A 26,819-nucleotide genomic window follows, 5' to 3' on the forward strand; every position below is an offset into this window, starting at 1 on the left:
TGGGCCTGGCCCACGTTAGCCAGCGTTGATGCGTATGCCTGCGATCACTGACGGATCCAGGCGATCACTTGCGGATGCAGGCGATCGAATCTTCTTCCAGTGGCGAGAACATGCCGTCGGTCCTGACGAGCATCACCTGGATGCAGGTGGGCTCAGTGGGATTCAGCGCCACCTGGGCCACCGGATCCGGGGTGGACTGGTACTCACCGCTGCCACCGACGGCATAGACCCGCCATTTGTAGCTGTCACCGGCTTTTGGCTGCGGGTTGGTCCAGGTGAATGTCGCCTTGCCGGTGGCGTCCACGGTGCCTGCCAGGTCTGCGACGTCGGGGACGGTGCCGTTATCCAGGGCGTCCGCCGGAGGTTTGCTGATCTCAGTTGTGGGGGCAACCTTTGGTGCGGGTGCGGAGGTTGCCAGCACGATTCCCACGACCACGGCGAGGACCAGCAGGGTCCCGCCGGCGATGGCGAGCCACAGATTCCGTTTGCCGTGGTCAGTTGCCTCTTCAGGGGCGGTTTCCCTGACAGGCGCGGGGCGGCTGACCGTCGCGTCGATCGCGGGTTCTGCCGAGCCTGCCCGGCCGGAGGGCCCCTGGCCCACCTGCGGGGAAAGGAGGCCCGGGCGCTGCACGGTGGCATCCTGGGGTGTGCCGTACTCCGTGGCGGCGGGGGCACTCCCCCGCAGCATGGTGGCATGGGCCCACTCACCCGCCGGGTTCGCGCCGGGTTGGTCCCCGGACTGCTGACGGGCGAAAAGGTTGCCCGGCACTTGCGGCTGAGCCCCCGCCGGCTGCACCGGGGCCGGCGGAAGACCCGACGGCGGAAAGCCCGACGGCGGCGCGCCGTGACCGGGGCCCTGCGGCCGGGTGCGTGCCGGGAAAGTGGGCGCACTGCCGGTGCGCTCGGGATCGATGGCCGCGATGCTCCGGACGCGGGTTTCCTCGAAGCCGTCGTCCGGGTGGCTGTCATCCTGATGGGGTTCTTCAAGGACCTCAAAAGGAGTGACAGACAGGTTCAGTTCGGCCTGGATCCGCTGCAGGGCAAGGGCGAACGCATGCGCCGAGGAGTACCGGGACGCAGCGGATTTCGCCATTGCGGTGGACAGTGCGCGTTCGAGCGAATCCGGGACGTCCGCCCGGCCCAGCCGTGGCAGGGGCGAGTTCGTGATCCGTGAAATCAGTTCACGCTGGGAATTATCGCTGCCCGGCATAACAAATGGGGACCTCCCGGCCAGCAGGGTGTACAGGGTCGCACCCAGGGCCCAGACGTCCACCATGATGCCGTCCACCGGGCCGTCGGCAAACTGCTCCGGCGGCGACCACGGGATGGACATCCCGGCGTCCTCGTCCGCTGTGTCCCCCAAGGTTCCTGAGATACCGAAGTCCGTCAGGGCGGGCCTGTTGTAATCCGTCACCAGGATGTTTGCCGGCTTGATGTCGCGGTGGGCGATGCCGGCGCGGTGCGCGGTTTCCACGGCGGAGGCCACTTGGATCCCTACGGCCAGGACCTCGTCGACGCTGAAGCGCTGGCGTCGGTACCTGACGTCGAGGCTGGGCCGCGAACAGTATTCCATCGCCAGGTAGGAGTGGCCGGCGTCAGTCACCTCGGCCTCGTAGATCGTCACGATGTACGGGTGGGAGGACAGCTGGGCCATCAGGTTCGCTTCGGACTCGAACCTTCGCCGGGCACCCTCGGTCTTGAGGTCCGACAGCAGGACCTTCACTGCCACCTTCCGGCGCGGCCGGTCCTGCTCATAGAGATAGACGTCGGAGAACCCGCCGGAGCCGAGCAGGCTGATGTACGTGAACCCCGGGATAGGGGGCGGCGGCGCGATCGGCCGTTTGGAACTCAAAGAATCTCCTCAAAACGCAACGAGATGTCGTCTCCCAGTTCGGCGATGTCGCCGTCCAGCAGGATGGCCATTTCGTTCTGGGCCAGGCGGCGGGGCTGCTGCCCCTCGCGCACCAGGACTGTCCCGTTCGTGGCCTTGAGGTCACAGAGCATCACATGCCAGCCCTCAAGCCTGACCTCAACGTGCGACCGTGAAATGTCGCCGCTCGGGCTTGCGACCTGAACGAGCCGCGGCATCCCGCCGCCCTGGACGCGGGAAACGGAAGGCTGGCGCCCGATCACCAGGGACTGGTCCAGGTCCACCAGTTCGCCGGTGGATACCCGCATCCGGCCCAGCCGCGGCCGCGCCACCTGCACGGCGTCGGCAGGCAGCGGCGAGCGGCAGAGCGCGCACTGCGCGTGCGTTGGCGGGTTGGCGTGCCCGCGTTCGCAGACACGGGCCAGTACCAAGGGTCCAACGGCGGCATCGGGCTCCCGCACCGGCGCGGGACGCGCGGAGACTCCGGCGAGGTCGCTTTTCATGATGGTCTCGCCGTCATGGTCCGGGTCAAAGTCGGCCGGACCAGCGGCCTGCCCGGAAATGTGTGCATTTCCCGGGACCGGCGTTGGAATTGAGGCAGAAGTTGGCGCTGCGGGCGCCGGCGGGTTGAACGGCGACGGCGGCTGGACAGCGGAGGAACTGGTCCCGCCGGTCCGCCACGGTACCGAATCGATCAGTCCGCCGGGGCTTGGTGCGACCGCCGGCTCAGGGCGCGGTGCCGGCCGTGGACCCGACTGATCAGGCATTGGGGCCATGGAGAAACCGCTGAAGGCTTGGGCGGCCGCCGGACCGCCCGGCTCTGAGCCACTTGCCGCGGATTTGTCCGCCGCTCCGGACCCGGACCCGCTTGCCTGCGGCTCTGCCTGCGCAATTTGTGCTGACTGGTTTTCCGCTGGCTGGTTCTCTGCTGGCTGGTTCTCTACTGACTGGTTCTCTGCCGTCGGCATCGCCGCGTACGCCGGGTCTTCTTCCTCCGGCTCGTCGCGGACAGCCGCGTCCTCGATGCGGCGGACGACGGTCTTTTCCCACAGGTGGTCATAGCTGCCCGTCAGTTCGTGGGCAGGAACCTGGTCGCTGCCCGTCAGTTCGTGGGCAGGAACCTGGCCGGCAAAGGATGCGGGAGCTTCGGGCTGCGAAGGCTCCGGGCCTTCCGGGTTTTCCGGGTGGCCCGCCTTGTCCTGATTGTCCGGGCTGTCCGTGGCATCGTGGTCCTCGTCCATCACGCCCATGACCGTCTCGGCCGAGACCTCCCGGTCACTGTCTTCAGTGCGGCTGCCGCCCGGTCCCGCTGCCGGCTCAGGTTCTGATGCAAGCACCGGCCCAGATTCATGCTCCGGCCCGGGTCCGGCCCCCAGGGCAGTGCCACGGGCGGCCGCAGCGTCAGGGCCGGATGCAACGCCAGTACCAAGTGGAACTCCAAGTCCGGACACGGCTTCAGGTGCCACTTCTTCTTCAGGTCCGTGCTCAACGACCGCCTCTGAGTACGTTTCGTAGAGCCCCGAGGCAGTCTCTGTCTCCCCCACAACGGCGGCAGTCACAGCCGGCCCAGCCACAGCCGGTCCAGCCACAGCAGGCTCAGGCACTTGCGCGGCGGTGGCCGGATCCGAGGCGGCTGCTTCGGCAGCGGGGCCGGCAAGTGCCACCGTCAACGACTGGAGCAGCACCACGCCCTCCCCCAACGGCAGGACGGTGCCCGGCCGGGCATCGCCGGCGACAGTGAGGACGTACGCCTTCGGAGCGGCGAGGCGGCGCTCCGTCCAGGTGGTGACGTCCCGCCCGTTCAGTTCCACGGAACCTGACGCCAACTGGACGGTCAGGTCGAGGTCACCGCGGAGGAAAACGCGGAGGGATCCGTGGAAATCAACGATCCCGAACGACGGGATCTGCGCCAGCGACACTCCGAAGCCGCTGGTTACTGCATGCAGCACTTCATGGACTTCCGGGGTCGTCCCCAGCAGCTCCCACAACGACTGGGCGAGCTCCGGCGAGGACCCGGGTCCCAGCAGGACAGCTGTGCCTGACCGGATCACACCAAGCCAGGTACCGGAGGTGTAGCTGGCGGCGGCCATGTCAGTGCTCCCCATTTTCGTCTTCCTGGTCTGCCGGCCTGCTGGCGTCGACGATCTGTGCCCGGGGCAGCGTGACTTCCTGTTCGGCATCCGCGGTGCGGCGGGGCGCAGTGACGGCGATGCCGGCGTCGTTCATCACGTTCTTGGCGTCAATCACAATGACGGTCACGTTGTCCCGCCCGCCGTTGCGCAGCGCTGCCTGGATCAGGGCATCCACCGCGTCCTGCGGGTGGCCCACCGTGCTGAGGATGCGGAAAATGTGCTCGTCCGTCAGCTCAGCGTTCAGGCCGTCCGAGCAGACGAGGATCCGGTCGCCTTCCTCAACCGGCAACAGCCAGTAATCGGCCTCGGTCTCGTCGCCGGTTCCCAGGGCCCGCGTCACCACGTGGCGGCGGGGATGGACGGCGGCCTGCTCAGGCGTGATTTCGCCGGCATCCACGAGTTCCTGGACCTCTGAGTGATCCACACTGACCTGGGCGAAGTTGCCCTGGCTCAGCCGGTAGGTGCGCGAATCACCGATGTTCATCACCAGCCAGTAGGGCATTCCCATTTGTTCGACGACGACGGCGCCGGTGAGGGTGGTCCCGGCGCGGGCACCGGTCACTTCCCTGATGGAGCTGTCGGCGCGAAGCAGGTACTGCTGGAGGACGGAGGCTGTAACGGAACGCTCTCCGGTGGCGAGCTGCGGCATGGCGGCCAGGGCCCGGACGCACATCCCGCTGGCGATCTCCCCTGCCTCGTGCCCGCCCATGCCGTCAGCCACAGCGAACACGGGATCGGAGGCAATGAAGGAGTCTTCATTCAGCTCCCGCCGCAGGCCGCGGTCCGTCCCGTAGCCGTAACTCAGGCTGAGGCCGGAGGCGTGGTCATCGTCAGTGGAGACGCTGTCCGGTTGTGAATTCATGCCTGTCCTAGGTGGAAGGAGCGGTCACCAAAATGGACAGTGGATCCCGGGCTGACAAAGGCGGGTACGCCCGGCTGCAGCGGCGTCCGCTGGCCATCCGGGGTGGTGACGGCGCTGCCGTTGGTGGAGTTACGGTCGGTGACCCAGATGCCCGCACCATCGGTCAGCAGGTGGAGGTGCGTCTTGGAAATCGAGCGTCCGGGGTCGGCAATGGCCAGGACCTGCGACTGCTGCTCCCCTGCCTGGCCAACCGGGTTCCGGCCCACCAGGACACTGCGGTCGAGCTGGAAGTCCCGGCCGTCGTCGAGCTTGATCCGCAGCACGGCCACCGGCGCCGAATAAGCCGCACCGCCACGCATCTGCGTGCGGTCGTGGTCATCGTCCGGATGGGAGGGGGCTGGCTGGGTGGCTGCCGGCTGGGACTGGAAGGCCTGGGATGGGCCGGGCTGAACCACCGGGGCTGCGGGCGCGTTCGGAACCTGGTAGCCAGGGGCCGGCGGCGGGGTGAACGCCGACGGCGGCGCCGCGTAAGGCTGCGTCGCGGCGTACGGCTGGGCAGGGTGGTTCGGCTGGGTCGCAGGATGGGCCTGCGTCGCAGGGTGGGGCTGTTGGTGTGCCGGCGGGACAGGTGCATAAGGCTGCACCGGTGCCGGCTGCTGGGCTGCGCCCGGCCGCCGTGGCGGCTCTCCCTGGTAGGGCAGTACCGCCGGCGTCGCAGAAGACTGGTTCGCCGGCGTCGGGCTGACCGGTGCCTGGTTCACCTGTGCTTGACTGACCTGCCCCTGATTTGCCGGCACGTGATTTACCCGAACGGCACCCGCCACGGGCGAGGCAACCTGCCGGACGGGGGGCAGATCAAGGGGGGCGAAACTGTAGGGACCCTGGATCCCGCCCGAGGTGATGGGGTTACGGCCTGCCTTCACATCGAACATGAGGGTCTTGGCCACGGAGTCGTGCCAGCCACGGAGCCTGCCGTTGGAGTCCCAGGTGTTCGAAACCACTACCACGACTGCCCAGACCGCACCGATCAAAACCAGCGGAGCCAGGATGAACATGGCGATGTCGAACCATTGGAAGATGATGACGGCAACGGCGGCCAGGATCGACAGGATGATGCCTGCGCCGGTGATCAGGCCCCGGAGAGCCACTCCCCCGGCACCGGGCGCGTAGCCGTCCTTGTCCGCGCTGCGGATTCCCATGACCCGGTTGCCCACGGTATTGCCCGTGCGGCCTTCCAGGCTCATGAGGACCAACAGATAGACAAGGGTCAGCCCCAGTCCGATGCCCCCGTACAGGACCAGCGACGCCGTGTCATAGATGATGAATCCGCCGCTTTGGGTGCGTGTGATTCCCGCAAAGCCGATCGCGAAGGTCACCACCAGCACGGCCACCGGAGCCAGCCAGTCGAGCACGGCGGCGCCAAGCCGCTTCCCGGCCGTGGCCGGTACAAGCTCAAGATTGGCTGCCATTCCCGTTCCTCCCCCTGGAGCGTTTTGTACTACCGGGATAGTACCGGGTATCTGGAGCTGCTGCTCCGCCGCCCGATCCATCAGGGCCCGCTGGGCGTGATCCACATTGCGCCCGCTGCGGGCGGACCTGTTCGGCAGCGGAGCCCCGCAGGCCGTGCAGAACGTTGCGCCACCGCGGATCAGTTGCTGGCACCGCTGGCAGCGCTCGGCCTCGTACGTCATGATTCAGTGTGTTTCTTCCTGCCGGGGTTCCGTAGAACGGTGGACTCATCAGCCTCGGAGGCCGCCGCCGCCGTCGTCGCGGGTCCGTTTTCCTGAACTACCGGACCAGGGCTGCCGGAGGTGTCCGGGCCGGTCTCCACCCTACCGCTGGAGGGGGGTTGCGCCGTGGACCCCTTCCGGGACGCCGCCAGTGGTCCCAGCCCGGGCCGGGCACCGCGCAGTTTGAGGGCGTTGCGGCCATCGGCAAGCAGCGACCGGGGCGAGAACCGGGCCTGCTGGCGGCGCCAGAAGCCCACGGTCCCGGTCATTTCCTTCAGCGAACCGTCCACGATCTCCCAGTACGCCCGGACTTCCTCCTCGCTCGGCTGGCCCGCGCCGAAGATCGAGGCATCGGCCCGGTGCGCGAGCATGGTGGTGGTCTGCCCTGACGCCGGGAACGCATCGGCCACCACAGCAGCACTCTCGCGCCGGGTTGACCGCGCATCGATTCCAGCCCCCATGTCCGTGGCCAGGCTCAGGACTTCATTCCAGCCGCCACCCACACGTTGCGCAGGGTGCCCGTCCGTGAAGCGCGCCTTCCGGCGACGTGATTTGAGCAGCGCGATGAGCAGCAGCGGCAGCGCCAGGATGGCGATCGGAATGAGGGCAATGCCCAGCGCCCCCAGCAGCGCACCCCAGAACAGCCAGGGATTGTTCTTCTTCTGGTCAGCGTCCAGCGCATCCGGCGAGGAATCCGGCGGCAGGTCGGCCGGCTCCTGCGGCGGGGGCGGCGGCTGGAGCACCTGGGGCTTGGGCTTGGACTTGTTTTCCGGGTCCGGCGGGATGGGGATGTTGTCCTTGGGCGGGGTGGGGTCGAAGCTGACCCAGCCCACCCGGTCGAAGGCCACTTCCACCCAGGCGTGGACGTCCTTGCCGGTGATCTTCACTTCGCCGGCGCCGTTCTCGGGACTCGTCGGCTCGGGGTAGAACCCCATCACCACCCGTGACGGTATCCCGAGGTGGCGGAGCATCAGCGACATGGACACGGCGTACTGCTCGTCATCGCCCAGCATCTGCTTGGCGGTCAGCAGGTTCCGGATCCGCGATGAGCTGTGGCCGGAGACGCTGGGCAGCTGCCCTTCGGTGACGAGCCCGTTGCTGAAGGCTCCGGTCTTTTGGAAGTGTGCTTCGATCTGGCGCACCCGGTCGATCGCGGTGGGGGCATCGGCCGAGAGGTCGTTGGCCTGGGAACCCACCACCGGCGGGACTTCAACCGCGTCCGGCAGGGTGATCTTTGCGAAGTCGTACTGGGTCAGCTGCCCGTGCTCGAGCTTGACCGGATCCGAGACCTGGACACTGTACGAATCACCTTTGGACAGGCCCTTGGTGGTCACTGCAGTGTCCGTCCCTGCGTTGAAGTACAGGCCCGAGGCCGCGGCAGAGGCACTCTGGTCAAAGGCCAGGCCGGTGGTCTTCCTGCCGCCCGGGACGAAGTACCCCTGGTAGTCCTCGATGGTGATGCCGATGGAGTAGTCGTTGGTGGGCACCACGCTTGACGTGTCGGCCAGGGTGTTGATGGACTCCGTGTCGCCGACCTTGCTGAAGCTGCCGGAGCCGTTGGGGTCCATGTTGTAGTTGGTGCCATTGAAGGTATCAAGGGCGCCCAGCCGGACCCGGGCATCGCGCGGCAGGCCCTTGACCACGAACAGTGTGTCGTCTTTCTTGTCCTTGACGAACGTCCGGAAGCTGGCCAGTGGGGTGATGTAGGCCTTGGGATCAAACGGCGGGACCACCACGTTGCGCAGGACCTTGCGGTCGGAGCTGGCGGTCACCAGGGGCGCGGCGAGTGACGTGATGGCCACGCTGGCGGCGATGACGGCGGCTGCGGTGCCGAGCCTGCGCAGCCGGGCCTTTTGGGCGGTAGCCGTATCAGTCAGGGGGCTGTTGACGGCGACCTTACGGGTGTCGCTGCGCCGCAGCGCGTCGCGGCGGAAGGTTGCCCAGGCGATGGCAACAACGGTGAGCCCGATGCCGCGCTCCACCGTGAGGAAGGCGGCGTTGGTGCTGAAGGCAATGCCGGTGACGAACAATGCCAGCACCGGCAGCAGCGGCCAGTAGGGGGTTTTGAGACGCCAGGTGAGGACGCCGGCCACCAGGGCCGTCAGCAGGGAGCTGAGGAACGGCACGATGAGAACGCCGCCCGCTGACCCCACCGGCACCCCGACGGTGAGCATGTCCTTCCAGGCGAAGACGACGCCCAGGAGCAGGGTCCTAAGGGAATCAAGGCTCGGCAGGAAGCCGGCCACTGCCGTGTCGGGAACAGCCAGCGCCGTGCCGAACAGCAGGTACGCCCCCAGTGTGATCGCCGAGGTGATCAGCAGCCCCAGACGGAGGTGCGCGTTGGCGGCAGCGATGCCCAGCCCCAGGACAATTCCGCCGAAGCCCGAGATCAGGTAGTACGGGTCACCGCCGTAGCTGAGGCTGAAGGCGAGCAGACCCAGCCCCAGCAGGAGGGTGAGGGCGCCGGCGTCGAGCACAAAGTGCCAGACCGGTTGGCCGTCGGCAAACGCCGATTCAGTCTGTCGCTGCTGCTGGCGGGGCCGGAGGCCCGGTTGGGCGCTCATGCGGCGGCCTTTCTGAGGACGATGGCCAGGTCGGCGAGGTCGCCGAGAGTCAGCACCGTGAGGTCTGCGATGTTGGCGCGCGTGGGTGCGGCCCCCATCTGGAGGCGGACAGCCAGGCTGCGGACTCCGGGCGGCACGGATGCCGCAGCTGACCTGAGCTGGGCGGGGGTGACATTGCTGCCCACCACAAAGAAAACCACCGACGCGTTGGGAACCGTATCTGCCAAGGTGCGGGCGAGGTCGACGGCGGTCCGCCGCATGGGTGCCCCGACGATCCGTGTCATGTCGTCCAGCATGTTCCTGCCGGTTTCGCAGCGAAGCGGCCCCTTCTGGGTCAGGACGTCCAGCTCGCGCTGTTCCCGGATGGCCTGCCGTCCGATGGACGCGGCAGCCGAGATGGCCATTTCGAATTCCTGCTCTGACTCGTATTCGTCGGTGTTGATGGACAGCGAGATGGCGAGGTGGGCGCGCCGGGTTTCCTCAAACTGTCGCACCATCAGCTTGTTGGTCCGTGCCGTGGTCTTCCAGTGGATGTGCCGCCGGTCATCGCCCGGTACGTAGTCGCGCAGGGCGTGGAAGGAAACGTCGGCGCTGGAGAGGTCCGTGGTGGGCATGCCCTCAAGGTCGCGGATGAAGCCGGCCGCGGAACCGGCCAGGGCAACGGTGCGCGGGTGCACAAAGAGGTCCTCCGGCTCAGTCCACATGACCTGGCGACGGAGCAGGTGCAGCGGGTCTGCCCGGACGGAGCGGACCGGTCCCACCACGATGACGGCACGGCGGGCTGTGGGGATGGTAAAGAGATCCTCATGCACCTGCTGGGGCTTCATCCTGGGCAGGTGGAAGATCGCGGTGGCGTTGCCCACCGGCAGTTCCAGCGCGGCCGGCAGGAGCGGGCGGGTTGAGGTGTTGGAAACGGAAATGCTGCCCACTGCACTGTCGCCCACGGCCACCCGGGTCCGGGCCAGGTCCAGGATCACACCGTACGAGGAGCGGCCCATGATGAATCCGATGGCGATGAGGAAGAGGACGAACGCGGAGATCGCCGCGGCCTTCGCCTCCTGCCACCCGAACGCCTGGCCGAAGCTCCACAGCAGGATGGACGCGGCAAGGACCGACCAGCCCAGGACGCTGACCACTGAGACCACCGGCCATACGAAGCGCAGCCAGAGGCTGCGGATTTTCTGCCACGCCGGAGTCAGGGCGAGGGCTGCGGTGCTTGTGGCCTCGGCCCAGACAGCCGAGGGGTGCAGCCGGGTTGGCCGGCCGTCCCGGTGGAAGGGTTGCCGAAGCAGGTCAGCAAGCCGAGTCAACGGTGTGCTGCTGGACATAGAGGTGCCTTTGTTTGCGCTGGTCGGTGGTTGTCGTCAGGTCCGCAGGGACCGTCAGGCGTTGGCGCGCTGCTGCGGTGCGGCGACGTCGGAGAGGACCCGGGCGAGGACGGCCTCCGGGGTGGCGCCGGAGAACTCGGCCTCCGGGTCCATCACGAAGCGGTGGGTCCAAACAACCGGCGCGAGTTCCTTGACGTCGTCCGGCAGGACAAAGTTCCGTCCCTGGCCCGCTGCCCACACCTTGGCGGCCCGGACCATGGCGATGGCGCCGCGGACGGAGACACCCAGCCGGGACTCGGGCGCGTTGCGGGTCTCCTCGCAGAGCCGGGAGATGTACTCGAGCACCGCAGTGTCCACGTGAACTGTTGCGGCCAGGTCAGCCATGTCCGCGACGGCCTGGGTGGTGATCACGGCGGAGAGCTCCTTGGAGCGGTCCTTCAGGTTGGAGCCGCCCAGCAGCCGGACCGTGGAAGCGTGGTCCGGATAACCGATGGAGGTCTTGATCAGGAAGCGGTCCAGCTGCGCCTCAGGCAACCGGTAGGTGCCCGCCTGCTCGATCGGGTTCTGCGTGGCCATCACCATAAAGGGCCGGCCGGCCTCGTAGGTGACGCCGTCCACGGTGACCCGGGACTCCTCCATGACCTCCAGCAGCGCCGACTGCGTCTTAGGCGAGGCACGGTTGATTTCATCAGCCAGGACGATGTTGTTGAAGATCGGGCCCTTGTGGAACTCGAACTTCTGCGTCTTCTGGTCATAGATGGTGACGCCGGTGACGTCCGAGGGCAGCAGGTCAGGGGTGAACTGGATACGGTTGTTCGAGCCCTGAACGGTGGCCGCCATCGCACGCGCCAGCATGGTCTTGCCGGTGCCGGGAGCATCCTCAAACAGCACGTGCCCCTCGGCCAGCATCGCGGTGAAGGTCAGCCTGATGACATGTTCCTTGCCCAGCACCGCCTGCCCCACGTTGGCGACGAGTTTCTCGAAAGTGCCTGCAAACCATTCGGCCTGCTCGGTGGTCATGGTCATGGAGTGGATCCTTTTGTTCGGGTTTCAGTGATCATCGTTTTGGCATGCCGCCGGGCGGGTTGCAGCCAAGGGACACGGTGTCGCACCTGGCGTAGTTTCCTGCGGCGGCCCCGCTGGTCAGGTGGTACCAGATTCCCGACGGATTGTTGGAAGTCTTGTACCAGACAACGTAGAAGTCGGTCTGCGCCGTGTAGCCGGAGTTGAACCAGATGCCCGGACTGACGCACTGGTCAGGGTTGGTGTTCCGGTAGCTGTCCGTACCGTAGCGGGGTTCGGTGCACGTGCGGACGGCTGCGGAGACGTCCCAGGACGTCGGCGCCGGCGGGGGCGGTTCGGCCCCGCTGCGTGAGGTGTCCTGTCCGATCCTGCCGGGCTGGTTGGCGCTGATGGCACGGACCCGGAGCTGGACTGTCTCGCTGTAGCCAACGGTCTTGGAGAACGACCGCTGATCGGTGTTCTGCCAGCCACCGCCGTCGACGCTGTACTGGTAGCCCGTCACTGGTCGCCCGTTGCCGCTGGGCTGGTTCCAGGTCCACGAAACCGTCCTGTCCCCCACACCGCTGCTGTTGCTGCCTGTCACCGTCGGTGCAAAGGCCAGACCATAGGGGTTAACGGTGTTGGAAGCAGGACTGGCGTCGCCCGCCGTGGAACTGCGGGAGGAGACAGCCCAGACCACAACGGCGGTATCCGTGCCGTTGGCTGCAGCCACCACTGCCCCGCCGGCGGGAATGCTACCGCTGCCGCCGCCGGACGTCAGGCTGTACCTGTAGGTGATTTCGCTTGGTGCTGATCCATTGCGCTGGGCATCAGTCAGCGGGGAGAACCGGACGTCGATCTTCCCGCCATCGCCGCCGGTATCAACGAGGGCCGCGGTGGGCGCGCCCACCATGCCCGGCTTGCCCACTGCCCGTACGGCCGCTGACTGTGCGCTGGTGCCGGACGTACCCGCCTTGTTCGTGGCCGACACGGTAAACGTGTAGCCGGACTCCGAATTGTCAACGGTGACGTTCTGCGATGTTCCGGAAACCTGTTGGGTCGCCACGGCGGCCCCTCCCCTGAGCGTCGTCAGGGTGTAAGCCGAGACGGCATCACCGTTGTTGTTCGGCGCCGTCCACGTCACGTTGAGCTGGCTCTGGGTACCCACGGACGGCGCCGCGGCCGCAGTAGGAGCAGCCGGCGTTGTGGGAATGCCTGCCGGCACCTCAGCAGCCGAGTAGGCGCTCCATTCGGACGGCTCCTTGGCATCGTTCCGGGCCAGGACACGGACCTTGTAGGATACCCCGTTCTGGAGGCCTTTCCACACGTAGCTGACCGCAGTCAGGTTCTGGATCTGCGCGTTCTGGCCTGCCGGCGGCGGCGAAATTTCCAGGTCGTAGGACTTGACCGGGGAACCCTTGCTGGCCGGTGCCACCCAGTTCACGGACAACTCCTTGTCGCCGAACTTCAGCCCTGGCGCCAGCGGGGTGTCCGGCTTGACGTCGGGCCTGATTTCGGCCGATGCGGGCGACCGGTCAGATTCGCCGAACTCGTTGGTAGCCGTCACCTCGAAGTGGTACTTCGTGTTGTTGACCAGACCGTTCAGCGTGCAGGTATTGGCGGGGCAGTCCTGCCGGAAACCGGATTCGCCATACACCGTGTACTTGGTGATGGGTGAGCCGCGGTCTGCCGGCGCCGTCCAGTTGAGCAGGGCTGTCTGGTCCCCCACGCTCTGCGCCTGCGGCGTGGTGGGAGCCAGTGGCTTGTCTTTGACGGTGAGGCGGATGCGGGCTGTCGCCTGCCGTGACGCTTCCCCGGTTTTGTCCGCCACCGTGTAGGACACCACCATGGACCCCGAGAAGCCCGGAGCCGGTGTCACCACGATGGAGTCGCCCGCTACTTCCACGTTGCCGGTGCCGGTTTCGGTCGCTGCCGAAATGATCTTCAGCGCCGTCTCGGGGAACGGGTTGGAGTCATTGGCCAGGACCTTGACGGTGACCGGTTTCCCGGCAGCCGCGCTGGGCTCCAGGTCATCGTTGGCCACCGGCTTGGGCCGGTTGGAAGCTGTCACTGCCAGCTGGTAGGTAGCAGTGGCTTCGAGGCCGCGGGAGTCCTTCGCCTTGATCTGGACTGCGCCTGACGTGCCCGTCGTCGTTGAACCGTCGACGGATGTCCTGAGGGTCTTCCCGTCCAACCTGGCGTTGAAGCTGTCAGGGCTGCCGCCGACGAGTTCGTACTTCATGTTCTCGAGGTCGTCCCTGTCCGGGTCCGACGTCAGCCGGCTCAGGTCCAGTTCGGCAGACTCGCCCTTGGGCACCTCAACGTTGGCGCCCAGGAGGGTGGGGGCGTTGTTGCGGTTTGGATCGGGCAGGACCTTGGTGCGGATGCTCAGAGTTGATTTCAGGCCCTGGGGGTCATCCGGTCCGGAGCCGTCAGTGACTTCGAAGCTCAGCGAGCCGGGCCCCACGTAGTCGGCCCCCGCGGTGTACTTGAGCGAGGTGGCGCTGCCTCCGGTGGGGTCACCGCCGTCGGCCCCGATGAGCTTGATCCGGTCAGCCTGGGTGATCCGCGGGGAGCGTCCTTCCCGGACCTTGACCCACTCGTTCAGGTCAACGGTGACGGACTGGCCGGAGACCACCTCAATGACTTCATCCTTGGCCAGGGTGGGAACCTGCTGCCCGATGCCCGGTACCCAGATGATCGCGGTGGACTTCTGCCCATCCACGTCCTCCACGGTGTACGGGATGAGCTGCGGCTGCTCGGCGAGGTCCACGATCACGGTCCCGTCCGCGCCGGGCCGGGCCGTGGTGGCCTCGGTGCTGATCTTCAGGTTTTCGCCGACGCCGTCGGGGTCTTCGTCGTTCTTCAGGACCGGAACGTCCACTGCGGTCTTGCCCATCGTCTGGGCGGAGGTTACGCGGTCGTCCCGGGCAATCGGTGCCTTGAGCGGCACGTCGTTGTCCACCACCACACGGATGGCGGCCTGGGCGGCAGCGCCGCGGTCATCCGCAATCGTGTAGCGGACGTTGACGGTCCCGGCGGCGCCGGGGGCCTGTAGGATGATGCGTCCGCTGGTCTGGCTGACGGTCGCCTGCAGGGCAGCATCGGCTTCGATGCCGTCGGTGAGGATACGGATCTGGTCGCCGTCGGGGTCGGTGTCATTGCCGGTCGCGTCCACGGCGATCTGGCGGCCCGGACGGACCCTGACTTCGTCGTCCACGGGCGTGGGGTTCTGGTTCGTTTCGCCGCGCGGGGCGATGCCCACCGTCACGGTGCCGGTATTGACGGCGCCCTGGCGGTCCACCACCTTGTAGCGGAATGTGTCGGTTCCTGCGCCGTCACCGGCTGCCGTGAAGTCGATGAAGTTGCTGCCCACCGTGGCAGTGCCCATGGCAGGGGTGCTGTCGATGCCGGTCAACTGCACCGAGTCACCGTCAGGATCAATGCCGTCCAGCGGTACCGGGATCCGGACCGTTCCGGCGGCCACCACGCGGGCCGTCAGGTTCGGCGGCTGCGGACGGGAGTTCTGGGCACCTTCGAGGGGAAGGACGTGGATGGTCACCGCGGCAGCGCTCTTTTGGCCCTGCGGGTCCACTGCGTTGTAAATGGCACGCACGGTCTTGGGCTGCGGGCCGGCGATGAAGCGAAGCGTGTTCTCGGAGACGAAGCTTTTGCCGTCCAGTTCGTCGACTGCCTGGGGAAGGACGGGGTCGACGCTCAGTTCCAGGCCCTGCGGGTGCGTATCGTTCTGCAGCACCGGAATGGTCACGACGTCGCCGACGCGGACGTTAACTTCGTCAGGCTTGGGCTGGGGCGCTTCGACGACGGCGGGAGCCGGGACGGGGACCACGGAGACGCTGCCGGTGGCTGACTTCTTGCCGTTGGACATCGTGTATTCGAAAAGGAACGGGTCCTTGGTGCCCAGGACATCGGTGATGCGCAGGACGCTGTGGTCGATCACGCTGACCGAGGCGGTGGTGTTTTCCGGAAGTTTGACGGACTGCAGAACCAATACACCGCCGGAGGGGTCGGAGTCGTTGGCCAGCGGGTCCAGCAGCACGCTGCCGCCGGTGGGCATCAGGGCAACATCGTGCACAGCAACGGGGTCCCCGGCGTCCTGGCCGGATTCCACGTCCACACGGATCAGTCCCTGGCTGCTTTGCGGGCCGTTGCTGGCGATATAGGTGAGGTACACAGGGCCGGGGGTAGTGCTCTTGAACGTGAAGGTGCCGCCGTCGGTGACCGGACCCAGCTCGGCGGGTCCGTTAGCCTCAACCTGGGCGAGGCGCAGAGCCCCGCCGTTGGGGTCGACGTCGTTCTTCAGCGGAGCGATCACCAGGTCCTGGCCCACCACCGCGGTGACGTGGTCGGCGTTCACCACGGGCGCCAGCGCGCCGGGCGGCTGGACGTTCACCACCACCTTGCCGGTCACGGTGTCGCGCCCATCCCAGATGGTCACGCTGATGTTCTTCTTGCCGGCGGTAGCTCCGGAGTCCTGGTAGGTCAGCAGGCCGTCACGGCGCACTTTGACCTGGTCCTGGTCGTTGTCCGCCTTGGCGTCCATCAGCACCAGGTCGTCGCCGTCCGGATCCATCCAGTCGGTGAGGATGTTCTGGCTTACGGTCTTGCCCTGCTCCACCAGCATGGTGGTGGAGTCGCCGCCGCGCTTGAAGAGGGGCGGCTTGTTTTCGTCGGGTCCAACCACGGTCAGTGCCACCTGGCCGCTCGCCGAAAGGCCCCTGCCGTCGGCAGCGTTGTAACTGAACGTTTCGCTGCCGGGCCTGGTATCTGCGGGGACCGAAATCTGGAATGCCGTGCCGCCGTAGATGTTCTGCAGCGTTCCGGCCTTGGGCCCGGAATCGCCGACGGCGGCGGTCAGGACGTCGCCGTCGGGATCTGAATCGTTGTCCAGGACGCTGAGGATGGTGGTGCGGCCCGGGCGGACCCCGACGGCGTCGGGTTTGGTTTCCGGTGGCCGGTTGGGTTTGGTGCGGTCTGGCAGGACGTTGATGGTGTTGTTGTCCGCCGATTCCTGGTCCTGTTCGTCGGATTCGTTCTTTGGCGGCACGACGTCGTCCCAGTTGTTGACGAGCTGCATGTTCTGGTTCACCAGCCACACGTTCCCGGAGTTCACGTCATTGAGGACCACCAGGTCCCGGTTCACCCGGAAAACGTACGACGGCGACGCACTCGCCTTGGGCACATCCACGTTCTTATCATCAGCATCATTGACACAGTCCCGCACGTACTTGTTCGCCCCGGACCACGCCGCATGCACACAACCAGCCAACTGCACCGGCGCAGCCGGCACACCCTCACCATCGAAGCCCACCGTCTTCGCCGTCGAACCATCCAACGGCTGCTTCAACAACGCCTTCGGCGTCGAAATGGCAACGGCATCCGCGGCCGGGCCACCCTGCTGCAACTTCGCATCCCGCGCACCCTCAAGCTGCAGACGCTTCCCGCCAGGCAGGAACAACTTCCCCGCAGCAGCATCCAGGACCACCGGCTGATCCCCCACCACCGTGATCTGCAGGTCCCCCGCGCCCTTCAACTCACCCCACGTACTCGAATCCGTTGACACCACCACACCATTGACATCCACCTCAGTCACCGTGACCGTACCGGACTTCGGATCCGCCGAATAAATCCGGTCATCCGCCCCCACCGCCGAAACCAGGCCCTCGGAACCCACCAACACCGGCTCCGACGCTTCCTGGTCAAAACCATTCACTGTCGACGGCGACACCGCCCATACCTTGCCCGACGCCGGATCCGTCACCGAAATCACGTCGGTGCCAAAACTGACCTCAGCCGAACCCGGCAACTGCTTATCGCCGCCCAGGCGCATGTTCGCCGGCGAAACCTGGTTCAGGGTCGAACCCGTTTCATCGTCAACAAACACATCTCCGGCGCTCTGCAGGATGTCGAAGGTGGTGCTGGCCGGAGTCACCGCACCATCAAGGACCCGCGAGGGGTAGTTCAGCCGCCCCACAGCATTCTTCGACTTCGAGACAACCCACACCCCGCCGTCGTTCAGCTCCACCTCAGTGGTCTTGAACCCCGGGTAAATGATGGCGCCCGCAACCAACGCAACACCGGCCACAGCAAAAGCCGTACCCGAAATGAGTTTGTTGTGCCGCTTCTTGAGACCGAGCTTCCCCAGCAGTGATGTCACGGCGTCAGATTTCCTTCAAGATTTTGATTCCCCCGGGCCGGCCCGAGACAAGGCCAGCACTTCCGATAACAGCCTACCGATTGACCCGGAGGCGGGCGATGGGCAGTTCTGCCCGCCTTCCGGGCGCCCCCGGCTATGGTGTGGCCCCTACCGGGAAGGTGCAGAGCGGGACGCCGCTCTGACCGGGCGCGCCGATCGAAGTGTGCGTGGAATTGATCCAGCGGGTCGCGTTCGGCGAACCGCGCATGATGTAGTACCACTGGCCGTCGCCGCCGTACGTCGTGCCGTGCGGCTTCCAGCACATAACGGTGAACGAGTCCATGTGGGACATCCACGGCCTGTCGTAGCCGCCCTTGCCGTCACAGGTGTGGGCCACCGGATCGTAGGACGTAGGTCCGGGAAGATCCGTGCAGCTGCGGTCCATTCCGGTGTTGAGGCGGGTGGCCCAGCTGGTTTTCTGCGTCCCGGACTGCGCGGAGGCAGATGCCACCGGACCGCCGGTGCCGCGGGAGTTCACTGTCTGGACCTGGATCGAGTGCGGTTCGCTGTACCCACCGGTGTTGATCGTCCGGCTTCCGGACGCGGCCACCCGCTCCCAGCCACCGTTGTCGACCTTGATCTGCGTGTACGCGACGTCGTTGGTTGAGGTGGATGGCGAACTCCAGCTGAAGCTGAGGTTCTTCTGGTTCTCTGCCCCGTTCTGCCCGGAGGCCGACGGCGTGCCGGGGGCGCCGTAAGGATTCGCGCCCGCCCCGGCGCTGGCATCGGAACTTGGCGCCACGCTGGAGTGCGCGGTGACCGTGATGGTGGTGGCGGCCCCGTTCGCGAAGCCTCCCTTGGTGTCCCCCGGGCTGACGGGCCCGGACTGGCCGGTGGTGGCGTAGTACGTGTAGCTGATCTCGCCATACGCCGACCCGTTGCGTTCGGCCGCGGTGAGTTCCTTGAAGTTAATGGTCACCTGCCGTCCTGCGCCGCCGGTGTTGGCCTCGGTGACACTGACTCCGGATACCTGGCTGAGCTTTCCGGTGGCACGCCGCGGCGCGGACGGCGCGCTGACGGCACCCTTCCCGGCCTTGTTTTCGGCCTGGACGGTAAAGGTATACGAGGCCTCTGAGTTGTTGGCCGTGAAGTTCGCCGTCCGGACGGTGCCGGCAACCTGTTGGGTCTGTGCGGCCCCGCCGCCGCCGCTCATGGTGACGTAGTAGTTTTTGATCGCATCGCCGTTGGTGTTCGGCTCGGTCCAGTTGACCTTCAGCTGGTTGGACCTTCCGACCGATGACGCAACCGTCGTTGTCGGGGCTGCCGGCGCAGCCGGCACCCCGGCAGGATTGTCCTCGGCCGAGTACAGGCCCCAGTCGGAGGGCCCCAGTTCGTTGACGGCCTGGGCCCGCACCTTGTACCGCACGCCGTTGGTCAGGCCCGGCCAGGTGTAGGTCAGTCCGGTCACACCGTTCTTCACGGCGATTCCGCTGGCAGGGGGCGGGGAGATCTCCAGGTTGTAGTTCTTTACTGCCGAGCCTTCGGTCTTCGCGGCGGCCCAGTTGATCACCATGTCCTTGTCACCGGCCTTGACCGTGGGAGCCTCGGGCGGGGAAGGCTTCTCATCCGGCCTGATCTCGTTGGAGGACTGTGATTGCACGGACTCCCCCACCTCGTTGGTGGCGGTGACGGTGAAGACGTACTTCACATCGTTGGTCAGGCCGTTGAGGGTGCACGTTGTGGTGGCGCAGTCCTGGCTGAACCCGGTGGAACTCACTGTGTATTTGGAGATCGTGGCGCCGTTGTCAGAAGGCGGCGTCCACTTGAGCACGGCGGTGCGGCTGCGCACATCCGTCGCTGTGGGGGCAGACGGCGCGTCCGGTTTGTCCCGTACCGTGATGCGCACGCGCCCGTCGGTCTGCCGCGAGACGTCGTCGGTCTTGTCCATCACGGTGTAGCGGATCACCATCACGCCCTTGAAGCCGTTGGCCGGGGTGACAGTAATGGAGTCGCCGGCCACCACGGGTTGGCCTGCAGCGGAGCCGGTTTCCACGGTGGCGGCGACGATCCGTAGCGGGGTGTCGCTGAAGGGGTTGAAATCGTTGGCCAGGACGTTGATGGACTCGGTCTTGCCGGCGTTGGCCTTCTCGATCACGTCCTCGTTCGCAACCGGCATGGGCCGGTTGGATGCCACGACGGTTGCCGTGACGGTGGCTTTGGCGGGCTCGGAGCGGCCGTCGCTGACCTTGAGGGGGATGCTGCCCTTCCAGCCGGCCCCCCTGCTGGAGTCCGCGGTGACTTTCAGGGTGGCGCCGTCCAGCGTGGCGTTGAAGCCTTCGGGGAGCGTGCCATCCAGCTCAAACCTGAGTTTCTCCTGGTCCCCGGCGTCCACGTCTTTGGCCAGGTTGCCCAGCTCCAGGGTGGCGGACTCGGCCTTGGGCACGTCGAGGGAGGTGCCGCTGAAGACAGGCGGGTGGTTGGCGTCCGGATCCGGGATGACCTTGGTGATGATGCTGAGCGTGGACTTGAGGCCCTGCGGATCCTCGGGACCGGAACCATCCGTCACTTCGAAGGTGACCGAACCCGGCCCCACGTAGTCCTCGAGCGCGGCGTAACGCAGCTGGTCCCCGCTGCCGTTGCCGGGCACCACGTTCTGCGGGTCGGCTCCCTGGACGCGGACCTTGTCCACCTGGGTGATCCGCGGCGCACGGCCCTCCCGGACGCGGACGTATTCGTTCAGGTCCAGGGTGATCTCTTTGCCGGCCATCACCTCGACCACCTCGGAGCTGGCCAGTGTGGGATGCTGTTCGCCCTGGCCCGGGACCCAGATGACCGCCGTCGCGCTTTGGCCGTCGATGTCCGTGACGGTGTACGGGACCAGCTGGTCGTTCGGGGCGAGGGTCACCACAACGTTTCCGTCGCCACCGGTACGGGCGTTCGGGTTGCCGTCCGGCAGGCTGATCTTGAGCTCGGCGGCAACGCCGTCGGGATCGGCATCGTTCTTCAGGACCGGGACGTCCACAGCTGATTTGCCGAGGGTTTCGGCGGGGGTGACAACGTCGTCTTTGGCAACGGGCAGCTTGAGGGCGGCGTCCGGACTGACCCTGACACGGATCACGGCACTGCCCTGGGCTTTTTTGTCGTCCTGGATCTTGTAGGCCACGCTCTCGTTTCCGGCGGTGTCCGGCGCGGTGAGGAGCACCTTGCCGCCGTCGGCTGCCTCCACGGCGAGTTCGGGGCGGGATTCGAAGCCGTTGGACACCAGGCTGATCGGATCACCGTCGGGGTCCGAGTCATTGGTCAGGGCGTCGACGGCGATCTTGCGGCCGGGCCGGACGTCCACGGAGTCATCGATGGCGATGGGTTTCTGGTTGTTGGCTTCCTGGGGTGCGATGCCAACGATCACGGTACCGGTGTTTTCGGCGCCTATCCGGTCCCGGACGCGGTAGCTGAACGTGTCCGTTCCGGCGGCGTTGCCGGCGGCGGTGAATTCGAGGTAACCGTCCTTCACCACAGCCGTTCCCATGGAAGGGGCTTTGTCGACGCCGGTCAGCTGGACGGAGTCGCCGTCGGTGTCCACGCCGTCAAGCGGAACAGGGATCCGGACGGTCATGCCGGCCACCACGCGGGCGGTGAGGTTCCTCGGTTCGGGGCGGGTGTTCCGCTCGTCATCGCGGGCCCTGATGCGGATGGCCACTTGCTGGGAGTCTGACTGGCCGGACGCGTTGGTGACTTTGTAGATCGCGTACACGGTCTTCGGGACCTCGCCGGCGATGAAGCGCAGCACGCCGCCGGACGTGAAAGTGCGGCCGTCAGCTGCGTCAGGCTGCTGGGCCAGGACAGGTTCCAGGGTCAGCTGGCCGCCGTTGGGGTCGGTGTCATTTTCCAGTACGGGAATGGTGACCACGTCCCCGGCGCGCACTGTGGCCTCGTCCGGTTTGGCTTGCGGTGCCTGGAGTTTGGCGGGCGCGGGGACCACCAGGACGGCGATCTCCCCGCTCGCGGAGGACTTGCCGTTGGAAATGGTGTACTTGACGCTGAGCTGGCCTTCGGCCCGGAGGTCGGTGATCCTGACAACAGAGTGGTCCAGCACGGAGACGCTGACCGGGAGCCCGTCGGCGGCCGTCACGGACTGCACCACGAGCACGCCGCCGGACGGATCGGAGTCGTTGCCGAGGACATCCACCAGGACGCTGCCGCCGCTGGGCAGCAGCGCGGTATCGCGGACAGCCACCGGGGCGCCGTCGCCCCCGCCGGGGACAACGTCCACGCGGACCAGCTGCTGGGCGCTGGCCGGACCGTTCGTGACGAGGTAGGTCACGTAGTGTGCGCCCTCGGCCGTGGAATTGAAGGTAAAGGTCTGCTGGTCCGCACCCATGGTGGCGGTTGAATTGCCGTCCGCGGTGACCTGGGCGAGCCGAAGGGCACCTCCCTGCGGGTCCGAGTCGTTCTTCAGCGGGGCAATGACGGTGTCCACGCCGGCGACTGCGACGAGGTGGTCCGCGTTGGCGATCGGCGGCAGGGCCCCGGGGGCGCGGACGTCGACGGTCACTTTGCCCTCGGCGGAGGACCGTCCGTCCGAGACGGTCACAGTGACGGTTTTGCGCGCGGCTTCCGTGCCGGCGTCCTGGAAGCTGAGCAGCCCATCGGGACGTACCTTTACCTGGTCGCGGGGATCGCTGCTGACTGCACCCACAACGAACAGGTCATCGCCGTCGGGGTCGATCCAGTCCGTGAGGATGTTCTGGGTGACGTTCTTGCCGGTCTGGACCACAAGCGTGGTGTTGCGGTTGGGCTTTTGACGCGGGGCGGAGTTCTCTCCCGGCGGGACAATGTTCAGCGTGACGTCGGCGCTGGCGGAAAGCCCGCGCCCGTCGTCGACCGTGTATTTGAACGTTTCCGCACCGGCCCTGTCCGCCCCGACGCTGACCTGAAAGCCGGTGGCTCCGTAGATGGGCGCGAGCAGCCCGGATTTGAGCGGGTCAGGGCTGCGGACCGTGAGGATGTCGCCGTCGGGATCGGTGTCGTTGTCCAGCACCGGCAGGATGGTGGTCTTGCCGGCGCGCACGCCGAAAGTGTCCGGGTTGGCGACCGGCGCGCTGTTGGGTTTGGTACGGTCCGGGAGCACCGTCTGCTGGACTTCGTCGGCGGAGTCCTTGTCCGCGTCCTCGGAGGTTTGTTGGGGCGGGATGACGTCGTCCCAGTTGTTGACGAGCTGCATGTTCTGGTTCACCAGCCACACGTTCCCGGAGTTCACGTCATTGAGGACCACCAGGTCCCGGTTCACCCGGAAAACGTACGACGGCGACGCACTCGCCTTGGGCACATCCACGTTCTTATCATCAGCATCATTGACACAATCACGCACATACTTGTTCGCCCCGGACCACGCCGCATGCACACAACCAGCCAACTGCACCGGCGCCGCCGGCACACCCTCACCATCGAAGCCCACCGTCTTCGCCGTCGAACCATCCAACGGCTGCTTCAACAACGCCTTCGGCGTCGCAATGGCAACGGCATCCGCGGCCGGGCCACCCTGCTGCAACTTCGCATCCCGCGCACCCTCAAGCTGCAGACGCTTCCCGCCAGGCAGGAACAACTTCCCCGCAGCAGCATCCAGGACCACCGGCTGATCCCCCACCACCGTGATCTGCAGATCACCCGCGCCCTTCAACTCACCCCACGTACTCGAATCCGTCGACACCACCACACCATTGACATCCACCTCAGTCACCGTGACCGCACCGGACTTCGGATCCGCCGAATAAATCCGGTCATCCGCCCCCACCGCCGAAACGGTTCCGGCCGAACCGGTGAGGACCGGCTCGGTGTTCTCCTCATCGAATCCGCTAAGCGTTGAGGGCGAGAGTGCCCAGACCTTGCCGTTGGCGTGGTCGGTCACAGCGATGACATCGGCGCCAAAGTTCACGTTCGCCGAGCCCGGGAGTTTTTTGTCCCCGCCCAGGCGCATGTTCGCCGGTGAAACCTGGTTCAGGGTGGATCCGGCGTTGTCATCGACAAAGACGTTCCCGGCATCCTGCAGGATGTCAAAGGTGGTGCTGGCCGGAGTCACCGCACCATCAAGGACCCGCGAGGGGTAGTTCAGCCGCCCCACAGCATTCTTCGACTTCGAGACAACCCACACACCGCCGTCGTTCAGCTCCACCTCAGTGGTCTTGAACCCCGGGTAAATGATGGCGCCCGCAACCAACGCAACACCGGCCACAGCAAAAGCCGTACCCGAAATGAATTTGTTGTGCCGCTTCTTGAGACCGAGCTTCCCCAGCAGTGATGTCACGGCGTCAGATTTCCTTCAAGATTTTGATTCCCCCGGGCCGGCCCGAGACAAGGCCAGCACTTCCGATAACAGCCTACCGATTGACCCGAAGGCCGTGAGCTGGCTGTGATGGGCACTACTCCCCACGCAGCAGCCGGATAACCCGACTATAGCCGAATCACCATCAAGTGGATAAATTCGTGACGCCGCGTCAATGCCAGCGGCAAAGCTAGTCCAGGATCAGGCCCTTGCCCTGTCCGCGCTTCAGCAGGACAGGGTGGATTTCGCCGAAGCCGCGGACATTTTCGGAGGGCTGCGGGAGAAGGATGAAACGTTCGTCCTGGTCCAGGGCTGAAGCTGTCATCGAATCGATCAGCACCGTTCCCGGGTCAGCCAGGCTGGTGAGGCGCGCGGCGAGGTTCACCGTTGGGCCGTAGATATCTCCCAGCCTGGACAGGATCCGGCCCCACACCATCGCCACCCGTGCTTCGGGAAGGATTTCGTCCTCGGTAAACGCCTGGGCCAGGGCGAGGGAGATCTCGGCTCCCGCTGCCGGGGTCTCGGCGACGTAGAGCACTTCGTCACCAACGGTCTTGACCAGCCGACCGCCGCCGACAGAGATGATCTCGGCGCATTTGTTCTCAAAGCGCTGGACCAGGCGGGCAAGGGTCTTTTCATTCATCCGGCGGGACAGGCTGGTGTAGGAAACCAGGTCAGCAAAGCCGACGGCGCGCGCCAGTGGCAGCGGTGCGTCGTCTTCGTCGCCCTCGCGGCCCTCTTCGCTGGCTTGCAGTCCGGCTTCGGCGCGCACACCCAGCCTTTGGACTCCGGCGTTGAGCTGCCGGCGCCAAGAGTAGACCAGCATCTCTTCGAGCGCATCCACCAGCATCGGCAGTTCGTTGACCAACCGCTTGCGGGCCACGGCGTCCGTGACACCCTGCTCGTGGACCATGTCCTCCACCAGGGCTTCAATCTGCCAGACCACCATCCGGTCCGTCATCTGGCCGATGGCGCGGGTCACAGAAATGGCGGCTTCCTCGGTGAGTACGCCTGTGCGGACCAGGTCCACCACGGTGGACAGCGCCGCCTGGTCGCGTTCGGTGAAGGCGACATCCTCATCCCCGAAGTTCGGGAAACCCAACGCCCGCCAGAGCTTCCGTGCCGAAAGCAGCGACAGTCCTGCCCCGGCTGCCACTTCCCGACGGCGCAGTTTCCGCTCACCGCCAAGCAGCCTGGTTTCGAGGGCTTTGGCAGCCACGCGTTCCGCCGAAAGGGTTCCGGTAGCCGGGTGGGCACTTCCGGGCGCGGCGGGATCCGGCAGCTGGTGCTGGTCCTCATCGTTCATCGTGTCCACCTTCTCTCAACTCCCACGGCATCGCCTGGTCTGTGTAATCCATGACGCCGGTGTCGTCGAATCTTCCGTCAGTCCCTGGGTCCCCGGCCTCGGGCAGTTCATCCGTTGCATCCAGCACGAAGTCCCTGAACCGGGCCGCTTCCGGGGCATCCTGAATGGTCACCACGCCGTGGTGCCCGGATTCCAAGGATATATTCCCTGAGCGCAATATGCGCTGCAGCACCGTCTGATGGACCGTTACGTTGCGGATCGACGCCAGGTTCACCTGCACATCCCGGCGCCTCATCATGCCGTAGCGGGCAACAATGCGGCGGTTCGTCAGCGTATAACGGGTCCCCTGCCACCGGAGGAGCCGGGGCAGGCAGTAGGCCAACCATATCCAACCCACGGCAAGGATGCAGGCGAGAATGATCCAGGGCGTCCAGTCGGCGTTTAACACCGGAATCAGCCGGGCCGTTTCTCCCCGCATTGTCCAGGCACTGACAAAAGCCGCGGCGGCCGGGGCGGCGACGAAAGCTGCTGCGGGAGTTGCCAGTTTCCTCGGCTGCGGGCGGGTGGTCGTAATGACCTGCTCGCCCGGAACGAGGTCTTTACGCATATCCGCCGTTCGCGCCCTGGGGAGGCTCAGTGCCCGGTGGGGTCCAGGGGCGCAGGTGAACCACGTCGCCGGCGGTCACTACATGCTCGCGGGAGTCCTTGTCCACCACGAGCAGTGAGCCGTAGTCATCGAGCCTGGTGGCGTGCCCGATGATTTCGTGGTCACCGGGGAGTTGCGCCTTTACCTGCTTGCCCAGCGTCACCATCACGGATTCAAGCCGCTTGTGGAGTGACGGCCCGCCCGCAAGCCCGGCCGCAGGATCGCCGTCGGCGTTGCAGAAACCGCGGTAGAGCACGGCGAAATGGGCCAGGTAACTCTTCAGGAGCACGGTCCGGTCAGTGGTCAGCGGCTGTTCCAAGGCAACCGACGTTGCGGTAGGCACCGGCAGCTCTTTTTCAGTCAGGGTCACGTTCAGGCCGGTTCCGAGGATGACCGGGGGTACGGCCCCGTCACCCATGGGCCCCAGCTGGGCGAGGATTCCGGCGATTTTCCGGCCACGGACCAGGATGTCGTTCGGCCATTTGAGTTCGGCCGGGATGCCCGCCGTGTCCAGCAAGGTCTCCCGGAGCGCCAGCGCGCCCAGCAGTGAAAGCCACGAGTATGTGTGGGTGGGCAGGGGCCTGCCGTCGGCGTTTGCCGGCCGCAGGACCAGGGACACAGACAGGGAACTCAGCGGTGGCGATTCCCAGCGCCGGTCAAGGCGTCCGCGGGCGGCACTCTGGTATTCCGCTGTCAGTACCGAGAGATCGGGCCATTCCGCCGGCTCCACCGTCACGGACCGCAGGAGATCCGCATTGGTGGAGCCTGTGGAGTCCACCACCACCACTTTGGCGATGCCGGTGGCTGCCAGGAAATCCTGGTCTGCCAGGGCTCCGCGGTTCAACGGATTGCCTGGGGCGTGTGAGTCATCCATGGTTGAATCCTATCGACTCACGGCTCCCC

12 protein-coding genes are annotated in these 26,819 nt (G+C 66.2%); all 12 read right to left on the reverse strand.

Annotated elements, in window-relative coordinates; genetic code table 11:
- Nucleotides 1-64: 64 nt before the first annotated feature.
- Entirely contained in the window at nt 65-1,852 is a 1,788-nt protein-coding gene (locus AC1MCA_RS03675; protein ID WP_479801298.1) for a serine/threonine-protein kinase, read from the reverse strand.
- On the reverse strand, nt 1,849-3,975 hold the full coding sequence (locus AC1MCA_RS03680) for an FHA domain-containing protein (protein ID WP_479801300.1): 2,127 nt from the start codon (nt 3,973-3,975) through the stop codon (nt 1,849-1,851). Before AC1MCA_RS03680 ends, AC1MCA_RS03675 begins: the two co-directional genes overlap by 4 nt.
- Nucleotides 3,962-4,864 carry a PP2C family protein-serine/threonine phosphatase gene (locus AC1MCA_RS03685; protein ID WP_479801302.1) on the reverse strand — a complete coding sequence of 301 codons (903 nt, stop codon included), beginning with the start codon at nt 4,862-4,864 and terminating at the stop codon, nt 3,962-3,964. The genes AC1MCA_RS03680 and AC1MCA_RS03685 overlap by 14 nt, the downstream gene beginning before the upstream one ends.
- Complete coding sequence (locus tag AC1MCA_RS03690) at nt 4,861-6,333, reverse strand: RDD family protein (RefSeq protein ID WP_479801304.1); 1,473 nt, start codon at nt 6,331-6,333, stop codon at nt 4,861-4,863. The genes AC1MCA_RS03685 and AC1MCA_RS03690 overlap by 4 nt, the downstream gene beginning before the upstream one ends.
- A 218-nt stretch (nt 6,334-6,551) precedes the next feature.
- Nucleotides 6,552-9,158 carry a transglutaminase TgpA family protein gene (locus AC1MCA_RS03695; protein ID WP_479801306.1) on the reverse strand — a complete coding sequence of 869 codons (2,607 nt, stop codon included), beginning with the start codon at nt 9,156-9,158 and terminating at the stop codon, nt 6,552-6,554.
- Nucleotides 9,155-10,486, reverse strand: coding sequence for a DUF58 domain-containing protein (locus AC1MCA_RS03700; RefSeq protein ID WP_479801308.1), 1,332 nt, complete (start codon nt 10,484-10,486; stop codon nt 9,155-9,157). The genes AC1MCA_RS03695 and AC1MCA_RS03700 overlap by 4 nt, the downstream gene beginning before the upstream one ends.
- A gap of 54 nt (nt 10,487-10,540) precedes the next feature.
- Nucleotides 10,541-11,512, reverse strand: coding sequence for an AAA family ATPase (locus tag AC1MCA_RS03705; protein ID WP_131682023.1), 972 nt, complete (start codon nt 11,510-11,512; stop codon nt 10,541-10,543).
- A 31-nt stretch (nt 11,513-11,543) separates the two neighbouring features.
- A complete protein-coding gene (locus AC1MCA_RS03710) occupies nt 11,544-17,666 on the reverse strand; it encodes an Ig-like domain-containing protein (protein ID WP_479801310.1) in 6,123 nt (2,040 codons plus the stop codon).
- A 133-nt stretch (nt 17,667-17,799) separates the two neighbouring features.
- Nucleotides 17,800-23,946: an Ig-like domain-containing protein gene (locus tag AC1MCA_RS03715; RefSeq protein ID WP_479801312.1), complete on the reverse strand. Its 6,147-nt coding sequence runs from the start codon at nt 23,944-23,946 to the stop codon at nt 17,800-17,802.
- Between the two features lie 208 nt (nt 23,947-24,154).
- Complete coding sequence (locus AC1MCA_RS03720; RefSeq protein ID WP_479801314.1) at nt 24,155-25,270, reverse strand: adenylate/guanylate cyclase domain-containing protein; 1,116 nt, start codon at nt 25,268-25,270, stop codon at nt 24,155-24,157.
- On the reverse strand, nt 25,260-25,877 hold the full coding sequence (locus AC1MCA_RS03725) for a PH domain-containing protein (protein WP_479801316.1): 618 nt from the start codon (nt 25,875-25,877) through the stop codon (nt 25,260-25,262). The genes AC1MCA_RS03720 and AC1MCA_RS03725 overlap by 11 nt, the downstream gene beginning before the upstream one ends.
- A complete protein-coding gene (locus AC1MCA_RS03730) occupies nt 25,870-26,790 on the reverse strand; it encodes a biotin--[acetyl-CoA-carboxylase] ligase (protein ID WP_479801318.1) in 921 nt (306 codons plus the stop codon). Before AC1MCA_RS03730 ends, AC1MCA_RS03725 begins: the two co-directional genes overlap by 8 nt.
- Nucleotides 26,791-26,819 lie beyond the last annotated feature (29 nt).

Source organism: Arthrobacter sp. BK1 (genome assembly GCF_056680055.1).

Excerpts from the sequence above, each read along its gene's own strand:
- AC1MCA_RS03720 (WP_479801314.1), bottom strand. The coding sequence starts at position 25,270 with ATGAACGATGAGGACCAGCACCAGCTGCCGGATCCCGCCGCGCCCGGA.
- AC1MCA_RS03685 (WP_479801302.1), bottom strand. The coding sequence starts at position 4,864 with ATGAATTCACAACCGGACAGCGTCTCCACTGACGATGACCACGCCTCC.
- AC1MCA_RS03730 (WP_479801318.1), bottom strand. The coding sequence starts at position 26,790 with ATGGATGACTCACACGCCCCAGGCAATCCGTTGAACCGCGGAGCCCTG.
- AC1MCA_RS03680 (WP_479801300.1), bottom strand. The coding sequence starts at position 3,975 with ATGGGGAGCACTGACATGGCCGCCGCCAGCTACACCTCCGGTACCTGG.
- AC1MCA_RS03690 (WP_479801304.1), bottom strand. The coding sequence starts at position 6,333 with ATGGCAGCCAATCTTGAGCTTGTACCGGCCACGGCCGGGAAGCGGCTT.
- AC1MCA_RS03705 (WP_131682023.1), bottom strand. The coding sequence starts at position 11,512 with ATGACCATGACCACCGAGCAGGCCGAATGGTTTGCAGGCACTTTCGAG.
- AC1MCA_RS03725 (WP_479801316.1), bottom strand. The coding sequence starts at position 25,877 with ATGCGTAAAGACCTCGTTCCGGGCGAGCAGGTCATTACGACCACCCGC.
- AC1MCA_RS03695 (WP_479801306.1), bottom strand. The coding sequence starts at position 9,158 with ATGAGCGCCCAACCGGGCCTCCGGCCCCGCCAGCAGCAGCGACAGACT.
- AC1MCA_RS03700 (WP_479801308.1), bottom strand. The coding sequence starts at position 10,486 with ATGTCCAGCAGCACACCGTTGACTCGGCTTGCTGACCTGCTTCGGCAA.